A 22,141-nucleotide genomic window follows, 5' to 3' on the forward strand; every position below is an offset into this window, starting at 1 on the left:
AAGACGACGCCGGAATTGCGTCGGACCGCGCTGTTTCGATTGTAGCGTCACGCCGCCGCCGGCGCACGCACTGTTGACGACTTGCTAGCGCGAAGCCGGCAGGCGCGTGCCGACCCGCTCCAGGATGGCCTGCAACTGTTCGATCTCGTACGGCTTCTGGATCGCTTCGGCGGGGAAGTCCAGCTGCTGCGTCAGCGTGCCGCCATAGCCGGATGCGAAGATTACCTGCAGGCCGGGCTGTGCCGCCACGGCGCGGCGGGCCAGTTCGACACCGGACATGCCTGGCAGGCTGACGTCGGAAAACAGCACTTCGAATGCGCCGCCTTGCAGCTGCTCGAGCGCCGCTTCGCCGGTGGCGACGGCATCGACATCATGGCCGAACGCGCGCAGCATTTCGCAGACGAGATATTGCGCGTCCAGGTTGTCTTCGACGACCAGCATGCGCAGCGGACGCGGGCCGTTCGCCGCGGCCGCCGCGCTGGGCGGCGCCAGCGTGCAGAGGATGCCTTGCACCGCATCCTGCGCATCGCGCAGTGGCGTGTAGTGGAGGTCGAAGCGCTGTTCGGCGACGCCATCCGGGCGCCACAGGCGCAGCGCCGCACCGACGCAGATGCTGCCGGTGCCGCCCCAGGCCTGTTCAATGGCCTGGCCGTTCCAGCTCCACGCGGAGGGCTGCATCGCCGGCACGCGCCCGCCTGGCGCCGGCTGCAGCGGGCCGCCGACCAGCGCTGCATACGCGTCGTTGTACAGCATGACTTGTTCGCGCCCCCACATGACCAGCATGGGCAGCGGCGTGTTGAGGATGATATCGACCGTCAGACGCAGCCCGTGCGACCACGTCTCGGGATGGCCGATGGCCGCGCGCGACCAGTCGTGCTCGTTCAGCGCCTTGAGGCTCTTGCAGGCTTGGGCAGTCATCGCCGGCTCCGTATTAATCTGAAAGCAAAGATGGTTAATGCTACACCAACGGGGCGGCGGCGGGCCGGCGAAAAAGCCCATTGCCGCCTTGTGCAATTTGCTCTGGACAACGACGTTGCGCCACCCTATAATCTTGCTCCTTTCGCAGCAAACACTGTGAGAGGGAAGCGGAAGGCAGCAGCCTTCGGCCTGGAAGTCGGGTTCGCGGCGCTAGTGGCGAACCAGGCGGTGGATGAAAAATCCAGCTTTCCAAGCCGTAACGAATGCTGTACAATGCCGACTCGCTTGATTGCAGTACATCGGCAGTAACTAAGCAGTAAAAATTGCGGCTGTAGCTCAGCTGGATAGAGTACTTGGCTACGAACCAAGGGGTCGTGGGTTCGATTCCTGCCAGCCGCACCAGAATTCGTTCGCAGACGGGAGTTTGCGTACTTGCAGTAAATCGTTGGACGCAGGCAGTGTGGCGAAGTCAGTCCGCTGTCTGTTATGATGTAAGAAGTTTTGCGGCTGTAGCTCAGCTGGATAGAGTACTTGGCTACGAACCAAGGGGTCGTGGGTTCGATTCCTGCCAGCCGCACCAGTTTTACGTCGTGAATGGAAGTTCGCGGCGCAGCAGTTCAGATGTTGAAGTTTTTGCGGCTGTAGCTCAGCTGGATAGAGTACTTGGCTACGAACCAAGGGGTCGTGGGTTCGATTCCTGCCAGCCGCACCAGATGGAAGAAAAGGGTCAGTCCGCAAGGGCTGGCCCTTTTTTATTGTGCTCCGAAGACCTGCGCGTGAAGACCCGGGACAGGCCCCTGTTTTGAGGAAACGATCAATCCGCTGACTCATCGCCGGTCGGTGCGCTCAACGGGTTGGCAATCGCCGCGAAATGCCCGATGATTCCCGGCATGTTCCAAGCCGAGGCCCTTGCATGACGACCATTACTTCCATCGAAGACCTGCGCGTGCTGGCCAAGCGCCGCGTACCGCGCATGTTCTACGACTACGCCGATTCCGGCTCGTGGACCGAATCCACCTACCGCGCCAACGCCGGCGACTTCCAGCACATCAAATTCCGCCAGCGCGTGGCGGTCGACATGTCGAACCGCACGCTGGCAACGACGATGGTGGGGCAGGACGTCGCCATGCCCGTGGCGCTGGCGCCCACCGGGCTGACCGGCATGCAGCACGCGGACGGCGAAATCCTGGCCGCGCGCGCCGCGGAAAGGTTCGGCGTGCCGTTCACCCTGTCGACCATGAGCATCTGTTCGATCGAGGACGTGGCCGCACATACGACAAAGCCGTTCTGGTTCCAGCTGTACGTGATGAAGGACCGCGATTTCATCAACCGCCTGATCGACCGCGCCAAGGCGGCCAACTGCTCCGCGCTCGTGCTGACCCTCGACCTGCAGGTGCTGGGCCAGCGCCACAAGGACATCCGCAACGGCCTGTCCGCGCCGCCGCGCCTGACGCTGCCGAACATGCTGAACATGGCGATGAAGCCGGGCTGGTGCCTGGGCATGCTGGGCACGAAACGGCGCTACTTCGGCAATATCGTCGGCCACGCGCCGAAGGTCGCCGACATGTCCTCGCTGTCGTCGTGGACGGCGCAGCAGTTCGACCTGACCTTGTCGTGGCGCGACGTGGAATGGATCAAGCAGCGCTGGGGCGGCAAGTTGATCGTCAAGGGCATCATGGACCCGGAAGATGCGCGCCTGGCGCTGGCCAGCGGCGCCGATGCCCTGATCGTGTCGAACCATGGCGGACGCCAGCTCGATGGTGCCCAGTCGTCGATCACCGCGCTGCCCGCCATCGTCGACGCCGTCGGCGACAACATCGAAGTGCACTTCGATGGCGGCATCCGCTCGGGCCAGGACGTCATCAAGGCCGTGGCGCTGGGCGCGCGCGGCGTCTATATCGGCCGCGCGTTCCTGTATGGCCTGGGCGCGATGGGCGAGGCCGGCGTCACCCGCTGCCTCGACATCATCCGCAACGAGCTCGATATCACGATGGCATTCTGCGGCCTGCGCGATATACGTGACGTTACGCGGGAGATTCTTCTGCCGGGGACGTATCCGGTTACTTGAGGTAGTCGTACAGCGGCCTGGCGAGGGCGACCCTGGTCGCCGCGGCGACGATCTCGCTGCGCGCCTCGGCCGCCTTGTCCATGCTGTGGGTGAACACGACCACCACGACCGGGGCCCGATCGGGCACCCAGACAACGCCGATGTCGTTGGCGACGCCGTAGCTGCCGCTCGTGCCGGTCTTGTCGGCCACCATGGCGCCTTTCGGCGCGCCGGCGCGGATGCGCGTGTCGCCCGTGGTATTGCCCACCATCCAGTCTTTCAGCTGCTGCCGCTGCGCGGGCGGCAAGCCATCGTCGAGCAGCAGCTTTTTCAGCGTGCGCGCCATCGCCAGCGGCGTCGTGGTGTCGCGCTCGTCGCCGGGGATGGCTGTGTTCAGTTCCGTTTCCCAGCGGTCCAGCCGAAACGTCGTGTCGCCCAACGTGCGCGCATACGCGGTGATCGCGGCCGGCCCGCCCAGCTCCTGCATCAGGATGTTCGCCGCGGCGTTGTCGCTGTACTGGATCGTGGCGGCGCACAGGTCGGCCGTCGTCATGCCGTCCGCCACGTGCTTTTCGCTGACGGGGGAGTGCGGCCTGATGTCGGCCTGCGTGTACCGCAGGCGCTTGCGGAGGAAACCCCGCTCGGTGACGCTGCGCGCCAGCACGGCCGCCGCCACAATGGTCTTGAACGTGCTGCACATTGGAAAGCGCTCGTCGCGGCGGTGGCCGTCGTTCTCCCCGGTCGCCGTATCGATGGTGGCGACGCCGAGGCGGCCGCCCAGGTTCCGCTCGATACTGTAGAACGTGGCCGGGCTTCTCGTTGCGAACGACGGCGACGAAATGAACGGGAGGGTGGCGGCGGCCAGCAGCGTGCGGCGCTTGAGCGATGTGGTCATGGGCATGAGTGTTGGTCAAAAGACCATTGTAAATGCGCTTCCGTCCGCTGCACAGCATTCATCCGACTTACCTTCGGACTTTTCGGGACAGCCCCGGAAAAAGTCCGACGGCGCCCGCAGATCAGCCGACGACATTCCTGGGCGCGCCTGCCACAAACGCCTCGACATTGTCGATCAGCTGATCCGCCAGCCCCTGCATCGCTTCGAAGCTGGCCCACGCATTGTGTGGCGTCAGGATGAAGTTCGGCAGGCGCAGGTTCAGCAGCACATTGTCCGGCGCGGGCGGCTCCTGCGTCAGCACGTCGAAACCGGCGCCGGCGATGACGCCGCGGGTGAGGGCGTCGGCCAGTGCCGCTTCGTCCACCAGGCCGCCGCGCGCCGTGTTGATCAACAGGCTCGTTCGCTTCATCGCTGCCAGCTGCGCGGCACCGATCAGGTTGCGCGTTTCGTCCTTCAGCGGCACGTGCAGGCTGACGATGTCGGACGTCGCCAGCAGCTCGTCCAGCGGCAGGTTGACGACGCCATGGACGGGCGTGCGCGTGTGCACGGCGATCTCCATGCCGAACGCGCGGCCGATCTGCGCCACGCGCCGGCCCAGCGCGCCGAAGCCGACCAGGCCGAGGCGGCTGCCGTGCAGGTCGCGGATCGGGTGGTCGAACAGGCAGAAGCGAGGAGAGCGCTGCCACGCGCCCGCCTCCACGTCTGCCCGATACGCCAGCAGGTTGCGCCGCAGTGCCAGGATCAGCGCGAATGTGTGTTCCGGCACCGCCGCATAGGCGTAATCGCGGATATTGCAGACGACGATGCCGCGCTCGCGCGCTGCGGCCAGGTCGACGATGTCCGTGCCTGTCGCCGCCACGGCGATCAGCTTCAGGTCGGGCAGCTGTGCCAGTGTGTCCGCCCGCAGCGGCACCTTGTTGGTGATGGCGATGGCCGCGCCGCGCAGCCGTTCCGCCGCCTGCGCGGCGGTGGTTGCGTCATATTCCGTCCACGCGTGGACAAAGGCGGGGCGGCGCACATTGGCGACGAGGCTGGCGCGGTCGAGGAAAACGATGTTCATGCGGCCTCCGGCTGCCGTTGTGGCTGGGGCGGCGCCATCTGGCGCACACGCATGCCGGGATGGCTGTCGAACAGCTCCGCCACCCATTCGACGAACACGCGCACCTTGGTGGACAGGTGGCGGTTCTGCGGATAGACGATATTGATGGGGATCGGGTCGGAGATCCAGTCCGTCAGGATCTGTGTCATGCGCCCGGCGTGCACGTGGTCCATCAGCAGGTAATCCGTCATCTGCACGATGCCCAGGCCCGCCAGCCCCGCTTCCACGTAGGCGTTCGAGTCGTTCAGCGCGATCATGCCGGGCAGCGGGAGCTGGATACGCTCGCCGTCGCGCGTGAAGTCCCAGTCGTAGATCTTGCCGGTCTTGGCGGAAAAATAGTTGACGCAGCGGTGCCGCTCCAGCTCGCGCGGATGCCCCGGCACGCCGTATTTTTCCAGGTAGGCGGGCGCCGCGCACGTGACCATATTCAGTACGCCCACGCGCCGCGCGATCAGCGCCGAGTCGCCCAGCGCGCCGCCACGTACGGCGCAGTCCACGCCTTCCTCGATCAGGTCCACGGGCCGGTCCGAGGAACCCAGCTCCATCACGATGTCGGGATAGCGCTCGAAAAACGCGGGGAGGGCGGGAATCAGGATACTGGATGTCAGTCCCGTCGGCGCATCCACCCGCAGCCGCCCGCTCGGTGACAGCCGGGTGCGCGACAGCGACTCTTCCGCCTCCTTCACGTCGGTGAGAATCTGCAGGCAACGCTCATAATAGGCGGCGCCGTCTGCCGTCACGGTAACCTGCCGCGTTGTGCGGTGCAGCAGCTTCACCGACAGGGCCGCTTCCAGTTGCTGGATCAGTGTCGACACGGTGGCCTTGGGCAGCTGCATGTTGTCGGCGGCGCGTGAAAAGCCTCCCGCGTCGACGACCTGGACGAATACTTCCATCGCTTGCAGTTTATTCACGTCCGCCCCTTATGTTGTCGTATCGATAAGGGCTTTGCTCATCACTGCCCCAACTGACCAGTTAAAACACGTCATTGACCTGTCATTGTTCGGTGTGGTGAACAATCAATTCGTCCTTGACGTCTTTATCGGATTGTAATTCAAAGCTATAGTTACTGCACTGCACTAAAGAACTGACATTTGAAGAAGGACTGACGGGAGTCGATCATGAGCTATCGCGAGACAATCTTGGCAACGGTGTTACTGGCATTGTGCTTGCTGGCGCTGGCAGGCATCGTCTCGACCGATGCCTATTCGAGTACGGCGGGCGCCGAAGCAAAGGGTTTGGGTGCACTGCAGCGTGAAGTGCTGGGCGGTTCGCAACTGGCCTCCGCCGGCGCCGCGCTGGCATCGACGCCCGGGGCGGCACGCTGATGGGTAGCCACGCAGCGACACCGGGTGTGCCCGAACTGGCCACCGACCTGGTTCTGCGCGAGCTGGAAGTGAAAGGCGCCGAAGGCGTGCTGGCGGCGCGGCTGTACCAGGCCGGTCCGGCGGCAAGCAAGCGCGACACCCTGGTGGTGTTCTTCCATGGCGGCGGCTTCACGTGCGGTTCAATCGACGAGGCCGACGATTTCCTCTGCCGCCTCGTCAGCGCCGACCCGCGGCAGGTGGCGCTGGCCCCGGCCTATACCCTGGCGACGGAGCGGCCGTTTCCGGCCGCCGTCGAGGATGCGCATGCCGTGCTGCTGTGGGCGAAGAAGAACAAGGCAAAGCTGGCGTGGAGCGGCAAGCGTCTTGTCGTCGCCGGCATCGAGGCGGGTGCGAACCTGGCCGCCGTGGTGTCGCTGATGGCACGCGACCGCGGCGGCCCGTTGCTGACAGGGCAGGTGCTGATCATGCCGATGCTGGACCCGGGCCTGTCGACGTGCTCGATGCGGGAAATGCCGGCCTGCCCGGACAAGGCCGCGCTGGCCGACAAGGTGGCCGGCACGTGCGCCGCCGGCTATCGGGGCTACCTGCCGAATGCGGCGGACCGGACGCACCCCTATGCGTCGCCGCTGCAGTCGTCGCGGCTGAAGAACCTGCCGCCGGCGTTGATCCTGTCCGCCGAGGACGATCCGCTGCGCGACGAAGCCGAGCAGTACGGCGCCAAACTGATCAAATGCGGCATCACGACGACCGTGCGTCGCCTGCCGCCGCCGCCACTGGAACAGCCGGGCGGCCGCAACGATTGTGCGTGCTACTACGCACTCAACGAGATTGCCGCGTTCATACGCGGCGTCGATGAAGAGTCTCCGCCAGGAGATAAGTAAGTAAAAACGTTTACATATTGTCGGGTCGACGATATAGTGAATCGTCCGTGTCCTTAACCATTAGTAGTTTCTGAGTCGCACCGAAGTTTTCTCGTAAAACAGCGCGCCAGTCGTTCCGATTGGCGGGCCGGGCTCGCTGCACCCTTTGGCTTGGCAAAGGGTCAAGTAATCGCTCAGTTCATTACATTTTTTCATACAAATAGGGGTGAATAATGAAAAACGTAAAATCATTGACAGCATTGGCGCGACCGATAGTCGCTGCGCTTGCCGTTGCAGGCCTGGCCGCCAGCCTGTTGGCCGGCTGCGATGACGCCACCGGCCAAACCGCGGAGGCACCTGCCGCCGCTGGCGGCCCGCCTGTTTCCGCCGCTGTCGTCGTCGAGAAAACGATTGCGGAGACCCAGGAATTCTCCGGCCGACTGGAAGCCATCGACCGCGTCGAGATCCGTCCGCGCGTGTCCGGCTTCATCACGGCCGTCAATTTCAAGCCGGGCAGCGAAGTAAAGAAGGGCGACGTCCTGTTCGTCATCGATCCGCGTCCCTACCAGGCCGAAGCCGACCGCGCGCAAGCGGCCGCCAGCTCCGCCAGGGCCAAGGCGGATCTGGCCCGACTGGAACTGAACCGCGCCGAGAAGCTGCTGGCCGACAAGGCCATCGCGCAGCGCGAGTTCGACGAGCGCGCCTCCACCCAGAAGGAACTGGACGCCAACGCCCGCGCGGCCCAGGCCCAGTACGAATCGGCCAAGCTGAACCTGGCCTACACCCGCGTCACGTCGCCGATCGATGGGCGCGTCTCGAAAGCGGAAATCACGCTGGGCAACCTGGTGGACGGCAATGTCGTGCTGACGTCCGTCGTGTCGCTCGACAAGATCTACGCCAGCTTCGATGGCGATGAAGAAACCTACCTGCGCGTGGGCAGCCAGTCGCACAAGGGCCAGCCGGTCGTCGTCAAGGTGGGCCTGGCCAACGAGGAAGGCTTCCCGCACGAGGGCAGGCTGGAATTCGTCGACAACCAGCTCGATCCGCAAACGGGCTCCGTGCGCATGCGCGCGACGTTCGACAATACGGACGGCGCGCTGGTGCCGGGCCTGTTCGCGCGCGTCCAGCTGGGCGGCGGCACGGCGCAGACCAAGGCGATCCTGATCAACGACCGCGCCGTCGGCACGGACCAGAACCGCAAGTTCGTCTTCGTCGTCGGCAAGGACAACAAGGCCGAGTACCGTCCCGTCAAGCTGGGCCCGACGATCGACGGCCTGCGCGTGGTGCGCGAGGGTCTGAAGGCGGACGAGAAGATCGTGGTCAACGGCCTGCAGCGCGTGCGCCCCGGCGCGCCGATCACGCCGCAGGTCGTGCCGATGGATTCGAACGTGGCCGCTGCCGGCAAAGATAACAAGAAGGATGCGAAGGTCGCCGCGCTGTAAGGCGTGCTTTCGCAAAACCAGTCAAGGAACCATCCATGAATATTTCACGATTCTTTATCGACAAGCCGATCTTCGCGGCCGTGCTGTCGATCATCGTCTTCGTGGCGGGGCTGATCTCGATTTTCAAGCTCCCCATCTCCGAGTACCCGGACGTCGTGCCGCCGTCGGTGGTCGTGCGTGCCCAGTATCCGGGCGCCGATCCGAAGGTTATCGCCGAAACGGTGGCCGCGCCGCTGGAAGAGCAGATCAACGGCGTCGAGAACATGCTGTACATGTCGTCGCAGAACACGTCCGACGGCGCGCTGGCGCTGACGGTCACGTTCGCCATCGGCACCAACGTCGAACAGGCTGAAACGGCCGTGCAGAACCGTGTCCAGCGCGCGCTGCCACGCCTGCCGGAAGAGGTGCGCCAGATCGGCGTCACGACGGTGAAAAGCTCGCCGAACCTGACGATGGTCGTCCACCTGAATTCCCCGGACGGCCGCTACGACGACCTGTACCTGCGCAACTACGCGGTGCTGAACATCAAGGACCAGCTGGCCCGTATCCACGGCATGGGCGAAGTCCAGCTGTTCGGCTCCGGCGACTACGCGATGCGCGTCTGGCTCGATCCGCAGAAGGTGGCGGCGCGCGGCCTGACGGCGGGCGACGTCGTCAACGCGATCCGCGAGCAGAACGTGCAGGTCGCGGCCGGCGTGATCGGCCAGGGCCCGTCGAAGGACGCCGACTTCCAGCTGACCGTGAAAACCCACGGCCGCCTGCAGTCGCCCGAGGACTTCGGCAATATCGTCGTCAAGGTCAATACCGACGGCGCCACGACGCTTCTGAAGGACGTGGCACGCGTGGAGATGGGTTCGAACTCCTACGCGCTGCGCTCGCTCCTGAACAACAAGTCGGCCGTCGCAATCCCCATTTTCGAAGCCCCCAACGCCAACGCGCTGCAGCTGTCGGCCGACGTGCGGGAGCGGATGAAAGAGCTGTCGAAAGATTTCCCGGAAGGCGTCGAATACAGCATTGTGTACGACCCGACCCAATTCGTGCGTGAGTCGATCGACTCCGTCATCCACACGCTGGTCGAAGCGGTGATCCTGGTCGCGCTGGTCGTGATCATCTTCCTCCAGACGTGGCGTGCTTCCATCATCCCGCTGCTGGCCGTGCCGGTCTCGGTGGTGGGTACCTTTGCCGTGATGCTCGGCTTCGGCTTCTCGATCAACACGCTGTCGCTGTTCGGCCTCGTGCTGGCTATCGGTATCGTGGTCGACGACGCGATCGTCGTGGTGGAAAACGTGGAACGCAATATCGGCAACGGCCTGTCTCCGCGCGACGCAACGATCCAGGCGATGAAGGAAGTCTCCGGCCCGATCGTCGCCATCGCGCTGGTGCTGTGCGCCGTGTTCGTGCCGATCGCGTTCGTGTCCGGCCTGACGGGCCAGTTCTATCGCCAGTTCGCGCTGACGATTGCGATTTCCACCGTCATCTCGGCATTCTGCTCGCTGACCCTGGCGCCGGCGCTGTCGGCCGCGCTGCTGAAGGCACACGACGCACCGAAGGACGTGCTGACCCGTGGCATGGACAAGGTGTTCGGCCGCTTCTTTGCCGGCTTCAACAAGTTCTTCAACCGCTCCGCGCACAGCTATGAAAACGGCGTCAAGGGCGTGCTGCGCCACAAGGGCGCTTCGCTGGTGCTGTACGCGCTGCTGACCGCCGCTGGCCTGTTCATGTTCAAGGCCGTGCCGCCGGGCTTCGTGCCGTCGCAGGACAAGCAGTACCTGATCGGCTTTGCCCAGCTGCCGGACGCCGCATCGCTGGACCGTACCGATGCCGTCATCCGCAAGATGTCGGAAATCGCTACCGACATTCCTGGTGTCGAGAACTCGATCTCGTTCCCTGGCCTGTCGATCAACGGCTTCACCAACGCGCCGAACGCCGGCATCGTGTTCCTGGGCCTGGAGCCGTTCGAGAAGCGCCGCGCCAAGAACCTGTCGGCCGAAGCCATCGCCGGCGAAATGAACAAGCGCATGGGCGCCGTGCAGGACGCGTTCGTGATGGTGCTGCCGCCGCCCCCGGTCAATGGCCTGGGTACGACGGGCGGCTTCAAGCTGATGATCGAGGACCGGGGCAACCTGGGCTACGACGAGCTGTTCAAGGCGGTACAGGCCGTCCAGGCGAAAGCCGCGCAGAACCCGCAGCTGGCCGGCGTGTTCTCCGGCTTCCAGATCAACGTGCCGCAGCTGTTTGCGGACGTGGACCGCGTCAAGGCAAAACAGCTGGGTGTGCCGCTGGCGACGATCTACCAGACGTTGCAGATCAATCTGGGTTCGCTGTACGTGAACGACTTCAACCAGTTTGGCCGTACCTACCAGGTGCGTGTGCAGGCCGATGCCCAGTTCCGCTCGCAGCCGGAGCAGATGACGCAGCTGAAGGTGCGCAACGACAAGGGCGAGATGATTCCGCTGTCGTCGCTGATGCGCGTGAAGGACACGTATGGCCCGGATCGCGTGCAGCGCTACAACGCCTACGTGTCGGCGGACCTGAACGGCGGCCCGGCCCCGGGCGTGTCGTCCGGCCAGGCGCAGGCCGCGATGGAGCAGGTGCTGGCCGAAACGCTGCCGAAGGGGATTACGTATGAATGGACGGAGCTGACCTACCAGGACATCCTGGCCGGTAACACGATGATCTACGTCTTCCCCCTGTGCGTGCTGCTGGTGTTCCTGGTGCTGGCTGCCCAGTATGAAAGCTGGACCCTGCCGCTGGCCGTCATCCTGATCGTGCCGATGTCGATCCTGTGCGCGCTGATCGGCGTGAAGGTGACCGGTGGCGACAATAACGTGTTCACGCAGATCGCCCTGTTCGTGCTGGTGGGACTGGCGTCGAAGAACGCGATTCTGATCGTGGAATTCGCCCGCGAACTGGAAGACCATGGCCGCACGGTGGTGGAAGCGGCACTGGAATCGTGCCGCCTGCGTCTGCGTCCGATCCTGATGACGTCGATCGCGTTCATCATGGGCGTGCTGCCGCTGGTGTTCTCGAGCGGTGCGGGTTCTGAAATGCGCCATGCGATGGGTGTGGCCGTGTTTGCCGGCATGCTGGGCGTGACGTTCTTCGGCCTGTTCCTGACGCCGGTGTTCTACGTACTGCTGCGCACCCTGGCCAAACGCATGGAAAAGAAACCAAGCCATGCGCCTGGTATCGCTGTCGTGAAAATGGAAGGAACCCACGGATGAAAACGATGATTGCAAGGGGCGTCCCCGCTTTGCTGGCAGCGCTGCTGCTGGCGGCTTGCGGCGCGCCCGAACTGAAGCAGCCGGCCATCGAGGTGCCGACCGCATTCAAGGAACCACAGGACCGGACGGATGTGAAAACCGCAGCCGATGGCACGCGCTGGAAACAGGCGCAGCCTGCCGAACAGCAGCCGCGCGGCGAATGGTGGCTGGCGTTCAACGACCCGGCCCTGAACGAGCTGGTGGCGGAAGCGACCCGCAACAACGCCAACCTGGCCGTGGCGGCAGCGCGTGTAAAGCAGGCGCGCGCGATTGCCGGCGTGGCCGAAGCGGACCGCATTCCGCAGGTAGGCGTCGGCGTCGGCGCCCAGCGCGGGCGTCAGTCGCCGCTGGAGCTGGGCCTGCCGCAAGGTACGGACGTGCGTCCGACGACCAGCTACTCGGCCCAGCTGTCCGCGAGCTATGAAGTGGACCTGTTCGGCCGCGTGTCGTCCAACGTGGCCGCCGCCCGCGGCGACGCGGCGACGGTGGAAGCGAACTACCGCTCCGTGCTGTTGTCGCTGCAGGCCGACGTGGCGCAGACGTATTTCCGTTTGCGTGCCACGGACGCCGAACTGGCGACGCTGGCGGAGACGGTCCGCCTGCGTGAGGAAAACGTGCGCATCAACCAGCGTCGCTTCGACCTGGGCGATATCGGCGAGTTCGACCTGTCGCGTGCCCGCACCGAGCTGGCCACGACGCAGGCCGAAGCCATCGGCCTGGAACGCCAGCGCGCCAACGCGGAGCACGCGCTGGCCGTCCTGCTGGGCAAACCGGCGGCTGCCTTCACGGCGGGCGTCAACCCGCTGCAGGACTCGACACTGCTGCCGTCCATTCCGGCCGGCCTGCCGTCGGCACTGCTGGAACGCCGGCCCGACATCGCCGCCGCCCAGCGGGCGATGGAAGCGTCGAACGCCCGCATCGGCGTCGCCCGCTCGGCCATGTTCCCGGCGCTGACGATCAACGCGGCCGGTGGCGGCGTGGGTCCCGCGTTTGCCGACGTGTTCAAGTGGAGCAGCCGTTCGTGGGTGCTGGGCGCGTTGCTGAACCTGCCCGTGATCGACGGCGGCCGTAACCGCAACAACATCGTGCGCAGCGAAGCGGCGCTGGAAGAATCGGTGGGCCAGTACCGCCAGAGCGTGCTGACGGCGTTCGCGGAGGTGGAGGACAACCTGGCCGGCCTGCGCATCCTGTCCGGCCAGACGCAGCGCATCGACGAAGCCGTGCTGTCGGCCCGCCGTTCGGCCGACCTGGCGCGCAAGCTGTACGACGCCGGCCGTTCCAGCTACCTGGAACTGCTGGACGCGCAGCGCAACCTGGCGACCGTCGAACGCAACGCGGTGCAGCTGCGCGGCGAGCGCGCCGTCACCACGGTGGCACTGATCCGCGCGCTGGGCGGCGGCTGGGACGGCGCTCCAGCCGTCAACAACGCGCAGGCCCGCAACTGATGTAGCTTCCTCCAAGCAGCAGCCCTTGGCGGCGGACCCCTCACGGGGCCGCCGCTTTTTTTATGGGGATAGGCGTTTTGCGTGCGTCACCAAACCGGGGGCAGGTCCGATCGAGACGCTTGAGAAGTGCCGGGGTCGGACCCGCCGGGTTGGACCCCGGATCTCCTCGAAGGCCGTCGATCGCTCCAAAAAAAAAGCGGGCTGCTCAAAGGCCATGCGCACAGGGGGCAGGCGGTGCGTTATCATTCCGACCACCAAAGGAGACCGGCTTGATCACCAGCGCACTGTTGAACACGATCCCGAATAATCACCACGGTTTCGGCACGGCGGCGGAATTGGTGCCTGCCGTCTTGCAACCCGTCTGGGACGAGCGCCCGAACAAGCGCCAGGTCCACGGCACGCGGGCCGTCCACATCGTCGAAGTGCGCCAGCCCGTGGGCGACGCCGACGCGTTTCACACCGCAACGCCGGGCATTCCAGTCAGCGTGATCACGGCCGACTGCGTCCCGCTGCTGCTCGCCCGCCGCGACGGCGGTCATGTCGCGGCCGTGCACGCCGGCTGGCGCGGCCTGTACGACGGCATCATTGGCCAAACGCTGGCGCAGCTGGGCGGCGGCGACTGGGTTGCCGCCATCGGCCCCGCGATCTGCGCCGCGTGCTACGAGGTCGGCGCCGAGCTGGCCGACAGTTTCGTCCAGCGCTTTGGCGCCGCTATCGTGCCGACATACCGCCACCTCGACCTGCGCGCGCTGGCGCAGCGCCAGCTGGAGGAGGGCGGCGTGGCGGCCATCGAGCATGTCGGCGGTTGCACGCACTGCGCGCGCGCCGACGATGGCAGTTTCCTGTTCCGCAGCTACCGGCGCGGCGACCGCAATTCGCAGCAGCACGCCGGCCTTTTTATCCACCACGACCACTGACACAATGAAAAAACTTCTGCTGTCGCTGCTGCTTGCTTCGTCCACATCTCCCACCCTTGCCCACAACTGGGACGAGCCCCAGGAACCGTTCACCATGTATGGCAACGTCCATTATGTCGGCCAGCGCGGGATCAGCGCCGTGCTGGTGACCTCGCCGCAGGGTCACATCCTGATCGACGTCGGGACCGAGAAATCGCCGCAGGCGGTCGCCGCGCATATCCGGCAGCTGGGCTTCAAGGTGGAGGACATCAAATATATCCTCACGTCGCACGCGCACGGGGATCATATCGGCGGCACCGCCGCGCTGCAACGGCTGTCCGGCGCCACCGTCATCGGCAGCGCCAACAGTGTGCCCGTGCTTGCCAGCGGCAAGCCGGATGAGGCGGACCCGCAGGCGGGCAGCCTGCCGGACACGGCTCCCGTTGCCAGGACGCGGGTCGTGAAGGACGGCGATGTCGTCACCGTCGGCCCGCTGGCGCTGACGGCGCACGAAACGCCGGGCCACACCCGGGGAGGGCTGAGCTGGACGTGGCAGGCCACGGAAAACGGCCGCACTGTCGATATGGTGTTTGCCGACAGCCTGAATGCCATCGGCGCGAACGGCTTCAAGTATGGCGGCGATCCGCGCTACCCGCAGGCACGCGCCGATGTCGCAGCCTCGATCGCCAAAGTCGCGGGATTCAGGTGCGACGTGCTGATCTCGGCCCATCCGGAGGGCAGCGAGCTGTGGGAGCGCAAGGCGCGGCAGGCAAAGCTGGGCAACGCGGCGTTCATCGATGCGGAAGCGTGCCGCAAGTATGGCGCGAAGGCGAAGGCGAGGCTGGCGAAGCAGCTTGCAGGCGAAAAGTAAAAACCTCGGCGACAGGCACCTGGGCAGGCGCCTATCGCTGAGGGTCAGGCAACGTCAATCCTTCAGATACCCATGCCGGCGCGAATCCGGCATGATCCAGGAAGCCGCCAGCGCGACCGCGCAGACGGCGGCAACGTACCAGAAGAACGCGCTCTCATGCCCGTTCGACTTGAACAGCAGCGCCACGTATTCCGCGGTGCCGCCAAACAGCGCATTGCCGATGGCGTAGGACAGGCCAACGGCCAGCGCCCGCACCTCCGGCGGGAACATCTCCGCCTTGACGATGCCGCTGATGGAGGTATAAAAGCTCACGCCGGCGAGCGCCGAGAGGATCAGCGCCAACGCGGCAAACGGCGTCTGCACCTGGCCGATGGCCGTCATCAGCGGCACGGTGCCCAGCATCGTCAGGATGCCGAAGCAGATCATCATGTTGCGTCGTCCGATGCGGTCGGACAGCGCGCCGAACGCCGGCTGCAGCAGCATGAAGCAGAACAGCACGGCCGTCATCACGAGCGTCGCCGTTTCCGCATTCATGTGCGCCGTGTTGACAAGGTACTTCTGCATGTAGGTCGTGTACGTGTAGAACGCCAGCGAGCCGCCGGCCGTGTAGCCCAGCACCGTCAGCAGCGCGCGCGGGTGCTGCAGGATGCCCTTGATCGTGCCGGCCTGGGCGTTCTTGCGCGACGCTTCCGTCGTCGTCTCGACCAGTGCGCGGCGCAGGAACAGCGCCACGACGGCGGCCGCCGCGCCGATGACGAACGGGATGCGCCAGCCCCAGTCGCGCAGCTCTTCCGGCGACAGGAACTGCTGCAGCACGACGAGGACGAGGGTTGCCAGCAGCTGCCCGCCGATCAAGGTCACGTACTGGAACGATGCGTAGAAGCCCCGTTTGCCGGCGACTGCCACCTCGCTCATGTAGGTCGCGCTGGTGCCGTACTCGCCGCCCACCGACAGGCCCTGGATCAGGCGCGCGACCAGCAGCAGCAGCGGCGCGAAGTGGCCGATGCTGGCGTACGTGGGCAGGCATGCCACCATCAGGGAGCCGAAGCACATCATCAGCACGGAAATCATCATGGAGTTGCGCCGGCCGTATTTGTCGGCGATGCGCCCGAACAGCCACCCTCCCAGGGGGCGCATGAAGAAGCCGACGGCGAAGATGCCGGCCGTGTTCAGCAGCTGCGACGTCGGGTCGCCTTTCGGGAAGAAGGCAGCGGCAAAATACAGCGATGTAAAGGAGTAGGCGTAGAAGTCATACCACTCGACGAGGTTGCCAGAGGAGGCACCGATGATCGAGAAGACAGGATTATGGATCTTGTGGTCGTGGGGTTTTGAGTCGAAGGTCGTGGAATCGGACATGGTTGCTCCGCTTAAGTCAGAGCCCCGATAATACCGGCTGGACCGCCTCAGGCCGTGCCCGATTGGCGCGCATCCACCGTTCGACGAAAAAAGCCCCCGCCGGAAGGCAGGGGCAAGGGAGGGGGTACTTTCGTTATTGTTTTGTAGCAGCCTGAGAGTGGCCTTGTTATCGGGTTTGCGCAGCGACGCTGTCGTGCTTGTCTTCCTTGGCGTCAGCTTTCTTGTGGGCTGCCTTGCTGTGTGCCTTGGCTTTCTTTTCCTTCGCATCGGCCTTTGCTTCGGCGACGTCCTTCTTCGCCTCGGTCGATTCCTTTGCCACTTTGGCGTCGGCCTGGGCTACTTCCTTCGCTTCCTTGGCTTCCGCCTTGGCAGCAGCCTTGGTTTCCTTCGCTTCCTGTTTCCCGACATGCGTATCGGCGTGAGCGGCCGGCGCGGCGGTTTGGGCGAATGCAGCGCCTGCGAACAGACCGGCGATCATGGTGGCGATAATCTTTTTCATGACGTATTCCTTCAGAAGTTAAAGTCCGGGTGGTGCACCTTGCAGTCCAATCTGCACGTGTCACTGGGCAGAAAACGCCGCCCGTTTCACACCAGTTGACGCCGATTACAAGTGTTACAAATTGCCGCTCTTCTGTTAGCTGACGTACCGAACGCTGCGCGTGCGGCGCCTACAGTGGCAACATGAACGATTCCCTCAAAACCTATAAAGCCAAGCGCAACTTCGCCATCACGCCGGAGCCGGCGGAGGGCGGCGAGGTTGGGGTGGAGGCACTGACCTTCGTCATCCAGAAACACTGGGCGACGCGGCTGCATTACGACTTTCGCCTGGAGCTGGACGGCACGATGAAAAGCTGGGCCGTGCCGAAAGGGCCCAGTTACGACACGCACGACAAGCGCATGGCGGTCCATGTCGAAGACCATCCCATTTCGTACAACGACTTCGAGGGCACGATCCCGGAAAAGCAGTACGGCGCCGGCAAGGTCATCATCTGGGACAAGGGCACGTGGCATCCTCTCGGCGATCCGCACCAGGGCTACCGCGACGGCAACCTGAAGTTCGAGCTGCGTGGCCACAAGCTGCGCGGCAAATGGGTGCTGATCCGCATGAAACGCTCGGGCGAGAAACAGGAACCGTGGCTGCTGATCAAGGAGAAGGACGACTACGTGCGCTCCGCCGACGAGTTTTCCGTCATCGACGAGATGCCCGACAGCGTCAGGATGCTGGGCATGCCGACGGCCGAGCAGCTGACGCCGGCCGCCGGGGAGGCCGAGGAAACGGCGCGCGAGCATGCGGCGCCGGCCCGCAAGAAAGCGGCAGCAGGCAAGACGCCGGCAAAGACCGCACCGGCAAAGAGCGCACCGGCAAAGACCGCCGTGGAGAAGAAGCCGGCCCGCAAGGGCGCCGGCAAGGAGGCGCCGGCAGTCGGCAGCCGCGTGGCGCTGCCCGACACGTTCACGCCCGAGCTGGCGACGCTGGTCGATGCGCCGCCCGGCGATCCGCACGACTGGCTGTTCGAGATCAAGTTCGACGGCTACCGGCTGCTGGCCCGCGTGGATGGCAAGGACATCCGCCTGATCACGCGCAACGGCAATGACTGGACGCACAAGCTCGAACCCTTGCGCGACGCGATCGAAAAGATGAAGCTGCCGAAAGGCTGGTACGACGGCGAGATCGTCGTCCACGACGCGAGCGGCCGGCCCAATTTCGGCCTGCTGCAGCAGGCGTTCGACGGCACCAGGACCAGCAATATCGTCTACTTCATCTTCGATGCGCCTTACCTGGACGGCTACGACCTGCGCGACGTGCCGCTGGCGCAGCGCCGCGAACTGCTCAAGACCGTGATGGACCGCGCGGGCAACGACGTCGTGCGCTACTCGGCCGAACTGGACGCCCCGCCTCAGGAGATGGTGGCTGCAGCCTGCCAGATGGGCCTCGAAGGCATCATCGGCAAGCGCCGCGATTCGACGTATGTATCGCGCCGCTCGCCCGACTGGATCAAGCTCAAATGCGCGCAGCGCCAGGAGTTCGTCATCGGTGGCTATACGGATCCGAAGGGATCGCGCGTGGGCATCGGCTCCCTGCTGCTGGGGTACTACGGCGAAGACGGCAAGCTGCACTACGCCGGTAACGTGGGCGCTGGCTTTAATGAAACGGGCTTGCGCGACATTGTCGCCCGGCTGAAGAAGCTGGCCAGCGACACCAACCCGTTCGCGCCGACCAAGGCGATCGAGAAGCGCGCGCACTGGGTCAAACCGACTCTGGTGGCCGAGGTGACGTTCGGCGAATGGACGGGCAGCGGCTCGATCCGGCATTCCGTCTTCCAGGGACTGCGCGCGGACAAGAAGGCAACGAGCGTGACGCGCGAGAAGGCGGCTCATATGGAAACGCTGGTGGAGGGAACCATGCAGACACAGAGTGCGGCGAAGGCTGCGAAAGCAAAACCGGCGGCAAAGACGAAAGCCGCGGCAAAACCCGAAGAAAAGCGCGCGCCGGCAGGACTGGACGCGGACAGCCGGCTGCCGGCGTCGCTGAAGGTGACGAACCCGGACCGCCTGATCGACCCGGCCAGCGGCACGACCAAGATCGGCCTGGTGCGCTACTACGCGCTGGTGGCGGACTTGATGCTGGAACACCTGAAGGGGCGGCCCGTCGCGCTGGTGCGGGCGCCCGCCGGTGTCGGCGGCGAGCTGTTCTTCCAGAAGCACTCGGAAACAGGCAAGCTGCCCGGCGTGAAGCAGTTCCCGCAGGAGCTCGACCCGGACCATCCGCCGATGCTCGAAGTGGCGACGATGCAGGGGTTGCTGTCGTCGGCGCAGTGGAACGTCGTCGAGTTCCACACGCAGAACGCGTTCGGCAAGAACTACGAAAAGCCGAACCGCATGATTTTCGACCTCGACCCCGGCCAGGACGTGTCGTGGAAGCAGATCCAGGAAGCGGCCCAGCTGATGCGGGCGTTCCTGGCCGAGCTGGGTCTGCCGTCGTTCCTCAAGACGAGCGGCGGCAAGGGCCTGCACGTCGTCGTACCCATCAAGCCGCAGCACGACTGGGATACGATGAAGGGCTTTACGAAGGCGATTGTCGAACACATGTCGGCAACGCTGCCGGACCGGTTCGCGTTCAAGAGCGGGCCTAAAAACCGTGTCGGCAAGATCTTCATCGACTACCTGCGCAACGGCCGCGGCGCCACCACCGTTGCCGCCTGGTCGGCCCGCACGCGCGCCGGCCTGGGGATCTCGGTGCCGGTCGACTGGAGCGAGCTGGAACACCTGCGCGGCGGCGATCACTGGACGGTCGCCACCGTGCACGACCGGCTCGACGAGGGCAACACGCCGTGGGCGGATTACGCGAAGAGTGCCGTCAGCATCACCAAGGCGATGAAGCAGCTGGGGTACACGGGGCCCTGAGTCGTCCGGGGATTGGAGCTGGAATAAGCAGGCCAGTGGCACCGGAAGGTGCCACTGGCCTCAGCATCATGCGGCCTTGCGGCGCGTGCTCGAGGACTTCGATGCGGCCGGCTTGGCGACCGCCTTCTTAGCCGCCGGCTTGGCTGCAGGCTTTGCCGCGGCCTTCTTCGCCACCGTTTTCGACGCGGCGGCCTTGGCCGGGCTGCCCTTGGCCTTGGCGGTAGCAGTGCTCTTGCTGGCGGAACCCGTGGACCCGCTGCTCCGGGCATTCACGCTGCCGGCACTGCCCCGCGGCACCGGCCGGCGTGCCTTCGGCGGCGGTTCGTCGTCGTCCGAGTCCTCGTCCGCCTCGTCGGTCTGCTCCTCCTCCTCCTCCTCCTCGGCCGCTTGCGCCGCCTTGCCCTTGCCGGGTTTGGCGCCGAGCGACTGCTTCAGCAGCGCGACCAGGTCGATGACGTTCGAGCTGGGCGCTTCCTCGTCGCCGTCCTTGGACGGCATCGTGATCGTTTTGGTCTGCTTCGCCTTGATCTTCTTTTCGACCAGGGCAAGCACATCATCTTTATAGGTGTCGTGGTACTGCTCCGGCGCCCATTCCTCGCTCATCCCTTCCACGAGCGAGAGCGCCATTTCCAGTTCCTTTTCCTTGATGCCGGTGGCCTTCATGCCTTTTTCCGGCAGGTCCAGGCCTTCCGTGTCGCGGATCTCGTCCGCGTAGCGCAAGGTGTTCATGATGATGCCGTCTTCGGCCGCCACCAGTGCGCACAGGTGCTGCTTGGTGCGGATGACCACAGTGGCGATGGCGATCTTGCCGGCCCGGCGCAGCGTTTCGCGCAGCAAGGCATAGACCTTCGCGCCGCCGCGGCCTGGCGCCAGGTAGTAGGGCGTCTCGTAGTACGTCAGCGGAACATCCTCGGCATCGACAAATGCCTGGATGTCGATCGTCTGCGTGGCCTTGACGTTGGCCTGGCGCAGGTCTTCATCCGACAGCACCACGTATTCGCCGTCCGCGTATTCGTAGCCCTTGATGATGTGGTCCCACGTGACTTCCTTGTTGTTCGACTTGTTGTAGCGCTTGTAGCCGATGGGCGAGAAGTCGCGTTTGTCGAGCATCGTCAGATCGAGCTCGTTCTGCTTGATGGCCGAGTACAGCTCGACCGGGATGTGGACCAGTCCGAAACTGATGGCGCCTTTCCAGAGCGAGCGTGCCATGATGGTGTCCTCCTGCGGTTAAAGGGCGGCTTGCGCCGCCCTCGGGGTTCAGCCGACGCTGCCGGTGATCGGCAGGATGATGCCGGTGATGTAGCTGGCGCAGCTTGGCGCGGCCAGGAACACATATGCCGGCGACAGTTCTTCCGGCTGGGCCGGACGTTTCATGTCCGTGCTCTGGCCGAACTGCGAGATTTTCTCGGGCGTCTGGTCGGCCGGGTTCAGCGGCGTCCAGACCGGGCCCGGCGCGACGGCGTTGACGCGGATGCCTTTCTCCAGCACGTTCGACGCCAGCGACATCGTGAATGCATGGATCGCGCCCTTCGTGGACGAGTAGTCCAGCAGCTTCGACGACCCCTGCAGGCCCGTCACCGAGCCGGTGTTGATGATCGACGCGCCCTTCTTCAGGTGCGGCAGCACGGCCTTGGCCATGTGGAAGTAGCCGTAGATATTGGTCTTCATCGTCAGGTCGAAGCGCTCTTCCGTCAGGTCCTCGAGCGAGTCCGCGTGCTCCTGGAAGGCCGCGTTATTGACGAGGATGTCGATCTTGCCGAATGCCTGCAGTGTTTCATCGACGGCGTGCTTGCAGAAGGCCATGTCGCGCACGTCGCCGGGAATGAGGATGCAGCGGCGGCCTTCCGCCTCGATGCAACGCTGCGTTTCGACGGCGTCTTCCTGCTCGTCGGCCAGGTAGACCAGTGCCACATCCGCACCTTCGCGCGCGTACAGCACGGCCACCGCGCGGCCGATGCCCGAGTCGCCGCCCGTGACGATGGCGCTCATGCCTTCGAGCTTGCCGCTGCCCTTGTAGCCGGGTGCCATGAACTGGGGCTTCAGTTCCATGTCGGCTTCGATGCCGGGTTTCTCCAGGTGCTGGCTGGGGAAGTCGCCATCCGGGAAGTCGTGCGTGCCGGCTTGCACGCCCCCCTTTTCGTCGCCGCCGCCTTCGGACTTGTTCGCGTCGCGCGCGTCCTGCTCCTGCTGGATTTCTCGCTGCAGGTTGCCGACATTGCCGGCCTGGTTGAGTGATTCGTTCTGACTGTTCTGCGAATTCGACATTGCGTGTTCTCCATGGGTAAGCGTGAGAAATACGAAGGGTCAGTATTGTCAATC

17 protein-coding genes and 3 tRNA genes are annotated in these 22,141 nt (G+C 64.8%); 12 read left to right on the top strand and 8 right to left on the bottom strand.

Going from position 1 to position 22,141, the window contains the following annotated elements:
* Positions 1-84: 84 nt before the first annotated feature.
* Positions 85-918 carry a response regulator gene (locus E1742_RS00430; RefSeq protein ID WP_134382734.1) on the bottom strand — a complete coding sequence of 278 codons (834 nt, stop codon included), beginning with the start codon at positions 916-918 and terminating at the stop codon, positions 85-87.
* A gap of 325 nt (positions 919-1,243) precedes the next feature.
* On the opposite strand from E1742_RS00430, the gene E1742_RS00435 reads away from it, so the two are divergent.
* From E1742_RS00435 to E1742_RS00450, 4 genes are all read left to right on the top strand, one after another.
* Positions 1,244-1,320 (top strand) — tRNA-Arg (locus E1742_RS00435).
* A gap of 101 nt (positions 1,321-1,421) precedes the next feature.
* Positions 1,422-1,498 (top strand) — tRNA-Arg (locus E1742_RS00440).
* 55 nt (positions 1,499-1,553) lie between these two features.
* Positions 1,554-1,630: transfer RNA gene (locus E1742_RS00445), tRNA-Arg, on the top strand.
* A gap of 201 nt (positions 1,631-1,831) precedes the next feature.
* A complete protein-coding gene (locus E1742_RS00450; protein ID WP_134382736.1) occupies positions 1,832-2,986 on the top strand; it encodes an alpha-hydroxy acid oxidase in 1,155 nt (384 codons plus the stop codon).
* Here the strand turns inward: E1742_RS00450 and bla (E1742_RS00455) are convergent.
* The 3 genes from bla (E1742_RS00455) to E1742_RS00465 all read right to left on the bottom strand — a co-directional run bounded on the left by bla (E1742_RS00455) (position 2,979) and on the right by E1742_RS00465 (position 5,870).
* Positions 2,979-3,860 (bottom strand): class A beta-lactamase, encoded by an 882-nt coding sequence (gene bla, locus E1742_RS00455; RefSeq protein WP_134382738.1) that lies wholly within the window; start codon positions 3,858-3,860, stop codon positions 2,979-2,981. The two genes, E1742_RS00450 and bla (E1742_RS00455), sit on opposite strands and share 8 nt — an antisense overlap.
* A gap of 121 nt (positions 3,861-3,981) precedes the next feature.
* On the bottom strand, positions 3,982-4,920 hold the full coding sequence (locus E1742_RS00460; protein ID WP_134382740.1) for a D-2-hydroxyacid dehydrogenase: 939 nt from the start codon (positions 4,918-4,920) through the stop codon (positions 3,982-3,984).
* Positions 4,917-5,870 (bottom strand): LysR family transcriptional regulator, encoded by a 954-nt coding sequence (locus tag E1742_RS00465; protein ID WP_206076719.1) that lies wholly within the window; start codon positions 5,868-5,870, stop codon positions 4,917-4,919. Before E1742_RS00465 ends, E1742_RS00460 begins: the two co-directional genes overlap by 4 nt.
* Positions 5,871-6,098: 228 nt before the next feature.
* Between E1742_RS00465 and E1742_RS00470 the strand changes: the two genes are divergently transcribed.
* The 7 genes from E1742_RS00470 (at position 6,099) to bla (E1742_RS00500) (ending at position 15,061) form a co-directional block, all read left to right on the top strand.
* Positions 6,099-6,284 carry a hypothetical protein gene (locus E1742_RS00470; RefSeq protein WP_229466899.1) on the top strand — a complete coding sequence of 62 codons (186 nt, stop codon included), beginning with the start codon at positions 6,099-6,101 and terminating at the stop codon, positions 6,282-6,284.
* Positions 6,284-7,165, top strand: coding sequence for an alpha/beta hydrolase (locus E1742_RS00475; RefSeq protein WP_134382744.1), 882 nt, complete (start codon positions 6,284-6,286; stop codon positions 7,163-7,165). Before E1742_RS00470 ends, E1742_RS00475 begins: the two co-directional genes overlap by 1 nt.
* Positions 7,166-7,377: 212 nt before the next feature.
* Complete coding sequence (locus E1742_RS00480; protein WP_134382746.1) at positions 7,378-8,586, top strand: efflux RND transporter periplasmic adaptor subunit; 1,209 nt, start codon at positions 7,378-7,380, stop codon at positions 8,584-8,586.
* Between the two features lie 35 nt (positions 8,587-8,621).
* A complete protein-coding gene (locus E1742_RS00485; RefSeq protein WP_134382748.1) occupies positions 8,622-11,810 on the top strand; it encodes an efflux RND transporter permease subunit in 3,189 nt (1,062 codons plus the stop codon).
* Positions 11,807-13,294 carry an efflux transporter outer membrane subunit gene (locus E1742_RS00490; protein ID WP_134382750.1) on the top strand — a complete coding sequence of 496 codons (1,488 nt, stop codon included), beginning with the start codon at positions 11,807-11,809 and terminating at the stop codon, positions 13,292-13,294. Before E1742_RS00485 ends, E1742_RS00490 begins: the two co-directional genes overlap by 4 nt.
* 269 nt (positions 13,295-13,563) lie before the next feature.
* Complete coding sequence (locus tag E1742_RS00495) at positions 13,564-14,211, top strand: purine nucleoside phosphorylase YfiH/LACC1 family protein (RefSeq protein ID WP_166793373.1); 648 nt, start codon at positions 13,564-13,566, stop codon at positions 14,209-14,211.
* A gap of 4 nt (positions 14,212-14,215) precedes the next feature.
* On the top strand, positions 14,216-15,061 hold the full coding sequence (bla, locus tag E1742_RS00500) for a subclass B3 metallo-beta-lactamase (protein WP_166793374.1): 846 nt from the start codon (positions 14,216-14,218) through the stop codon (positions 15,059-15,061).
* Positions 15,062-15,115: 54 nt separating this feature from the next.
* Here the strand turns inward: bla (E1742_RS00500) and E1742_RS00505 are convergent, their stop codons facing one another.
* Both E1742_RS00505 and E1742_RS00510 read right to left on the bottom strand, forming a co-directional pair.
* Complete coding sequence (locus E1742_RS00505) at positions 15,116-16,417, bottom strand: MFS family transporter (protein ID WP_134382756.1); 1,302 nt, start codon at positions 16,415-16,417, stop codon at positions 15,116-15,118.
* A 166-nt stretch (positions 16,418-16,583) separates the two neighbouring features.
* Positions 16,584-16,916, bottom strand: coding sequence for a hypothetical protein (locus E1742_RS00510; protein ID WP_134382758.1), 333 nt, complete (start codon positions 16,914-16,916; stop codon positions 16,584-16,586).
* 182 nt (positions 16,917-17,098) lie between these two features.
* On the opposite strand from E1742_RS00510, the gene ligD reads away from it, so the two are divergent.
* The gene (ligD, locus tag E1742_RS00515) at positions 17,099-19,822 is read left to right on the top strand and encodes a DNA ligase D (RefSeq protein WP_134382760.1); all 2,724 of its coding nucleotides are present in this window, start codon (positions 17,099-17,101) and stop codon (positions 19,820-19,822) included.
* 66 nt (positions 19,823-19,888) lie between these two features.
* On the opposite strand, the gene ku is transcribed toward ligD, so the two are convergent.
* Complete coding sequence (ku, locus tag E1742_RS00520; RefSeq protein ID WP_134382762.1) at positions 19,889-21,031, bottom strand: non-homologous end joining protein Ku; 1,143 nt, start codon at positions 21,029-21,031, stop codon at positions 19,889-19,891.
* Between the two features lie 48 nt (positions 21,032-21,079).
* Positions 21,080-22,087, bottom strand: coding sequence for an SDR family oxidoreductase (locus tag E1742_RS00525; RefSeq protein WP_134382764.1), 1,008 nt, complete (start codon positions 22,085-22,087; stop codon positions 21,080-21,082).
* Positions 22,088-22,141 lie beyond the last annotated feature (54 nt).

This window comes from Pseudoduganella plicata, assembly GCF_004421005.1.
Taxonomy (GTDB): domain Bacteria; phylum Pseudomonadota; class Gammaproteobacteria; order Burkholderiales; family Burkholderiaceae_D; genus Rugamonas; species Rugamonas plicata.

Excerpts from the sequence above, each read along its gene's own strand:
- E1742_RS00430 (WP_134382734.1), bottom strand. The coding sequence starts at position 918 with ATGACTGCCCAAGCCTGCAAGAGCCTCAAGGCGCTGAACGAGCACGAC.
- ku (WP_134382762.1), bottom strand. The coding sequence starts at position 21,031 with ATGGCACGCTCGCTCTGGAAAGGCGCCATCAGTTTCGGACTGGTCCAC.
- E1742_RS00525 (WP_134382764.1), bottom strand. The coding sequence starts at position 22,087 with ATGTCGAATTCGCAGAACAGTCAGAACGAATCACTCAACCAGGCCGGC.
- bla (WP_134382738.1), bottom strand. The coding sequence starts at position 3,860 with ATGACCACATCGCTCAAGCGCCGCACGCTGCTGGCCGCCGCCACCCTC.
- E1742_RS00475 (WP_134382744.1), top strand. The coding sequence starts at position 6,284 with ATGGGTAGCCACGCAGCGACACCGGGTGTGCCCGAACTGGCCACCGAC.
- E1742_RS00450 (WP_134382736.1), top strand. The coding sequence starts at position 1,832 with ATGACGACCATTACTTCCATCGAAGACCTGCGCGTGCTGGCCAAGCGC.
- E1742_RS00510 (WP_134382758.1), bottom strand. The coding sequence starts at position 16,916 with ATGAAAAAGATTATCGCCACCATGATCGCCGGTCTGTTCGCAGGCGCT.
- E1742_RS00485 (WP_134382748.1), top strand. The coding sequence starts at position 8,622 with ATGAATATTTCACGATTCTTTATCGACAAGCCGATCTTCGCGGCCGTG.
- E1742_RS00490 (WP_134382750.1), top strand. The coding sequence starts at position 11,807 with ATGAAAACGATGATTGCAAGGGGCGTCCCCGCTTTGCTGGCAGCGCTG.
- ligD (WP_134382760.1), top strand. The coding sequence starts at position 17,099 with ATGAACGATTCCCTCAAAACCTATAAAGCCAAGCGCAACTTCGCCATC.
- bla (WP_166793374.1), top strand. The coding sequence starts at position 14,216 with ATGAAAAAACTTCTGCTGTCGCTGCTGCTTGCTTCGTCCACATCTCCC.
- E1742_RS00505 (WP_134382756.1), bottom strand. The coding sequence starts at position 16,417 with ATGTCCGATTCCACGACCTTCGACTCAAAACCCCACGACCACAAGATC.
- E1742_RS00460 (WP_134382740.1), bottom strand. The coding sequence starts at position 4,920 with ATGAACATCGTTTTCCTCGACCGCGCCAGCCTCGTCGCCAATGTGCGC.
- E1742_RS00480 (WP_134382746.1), top strand. The coding sequence starts at position 7,378 with ATGAAAAACGTAAAATCATTGACAGCATTGGCGCGACCGATAGTCGCT.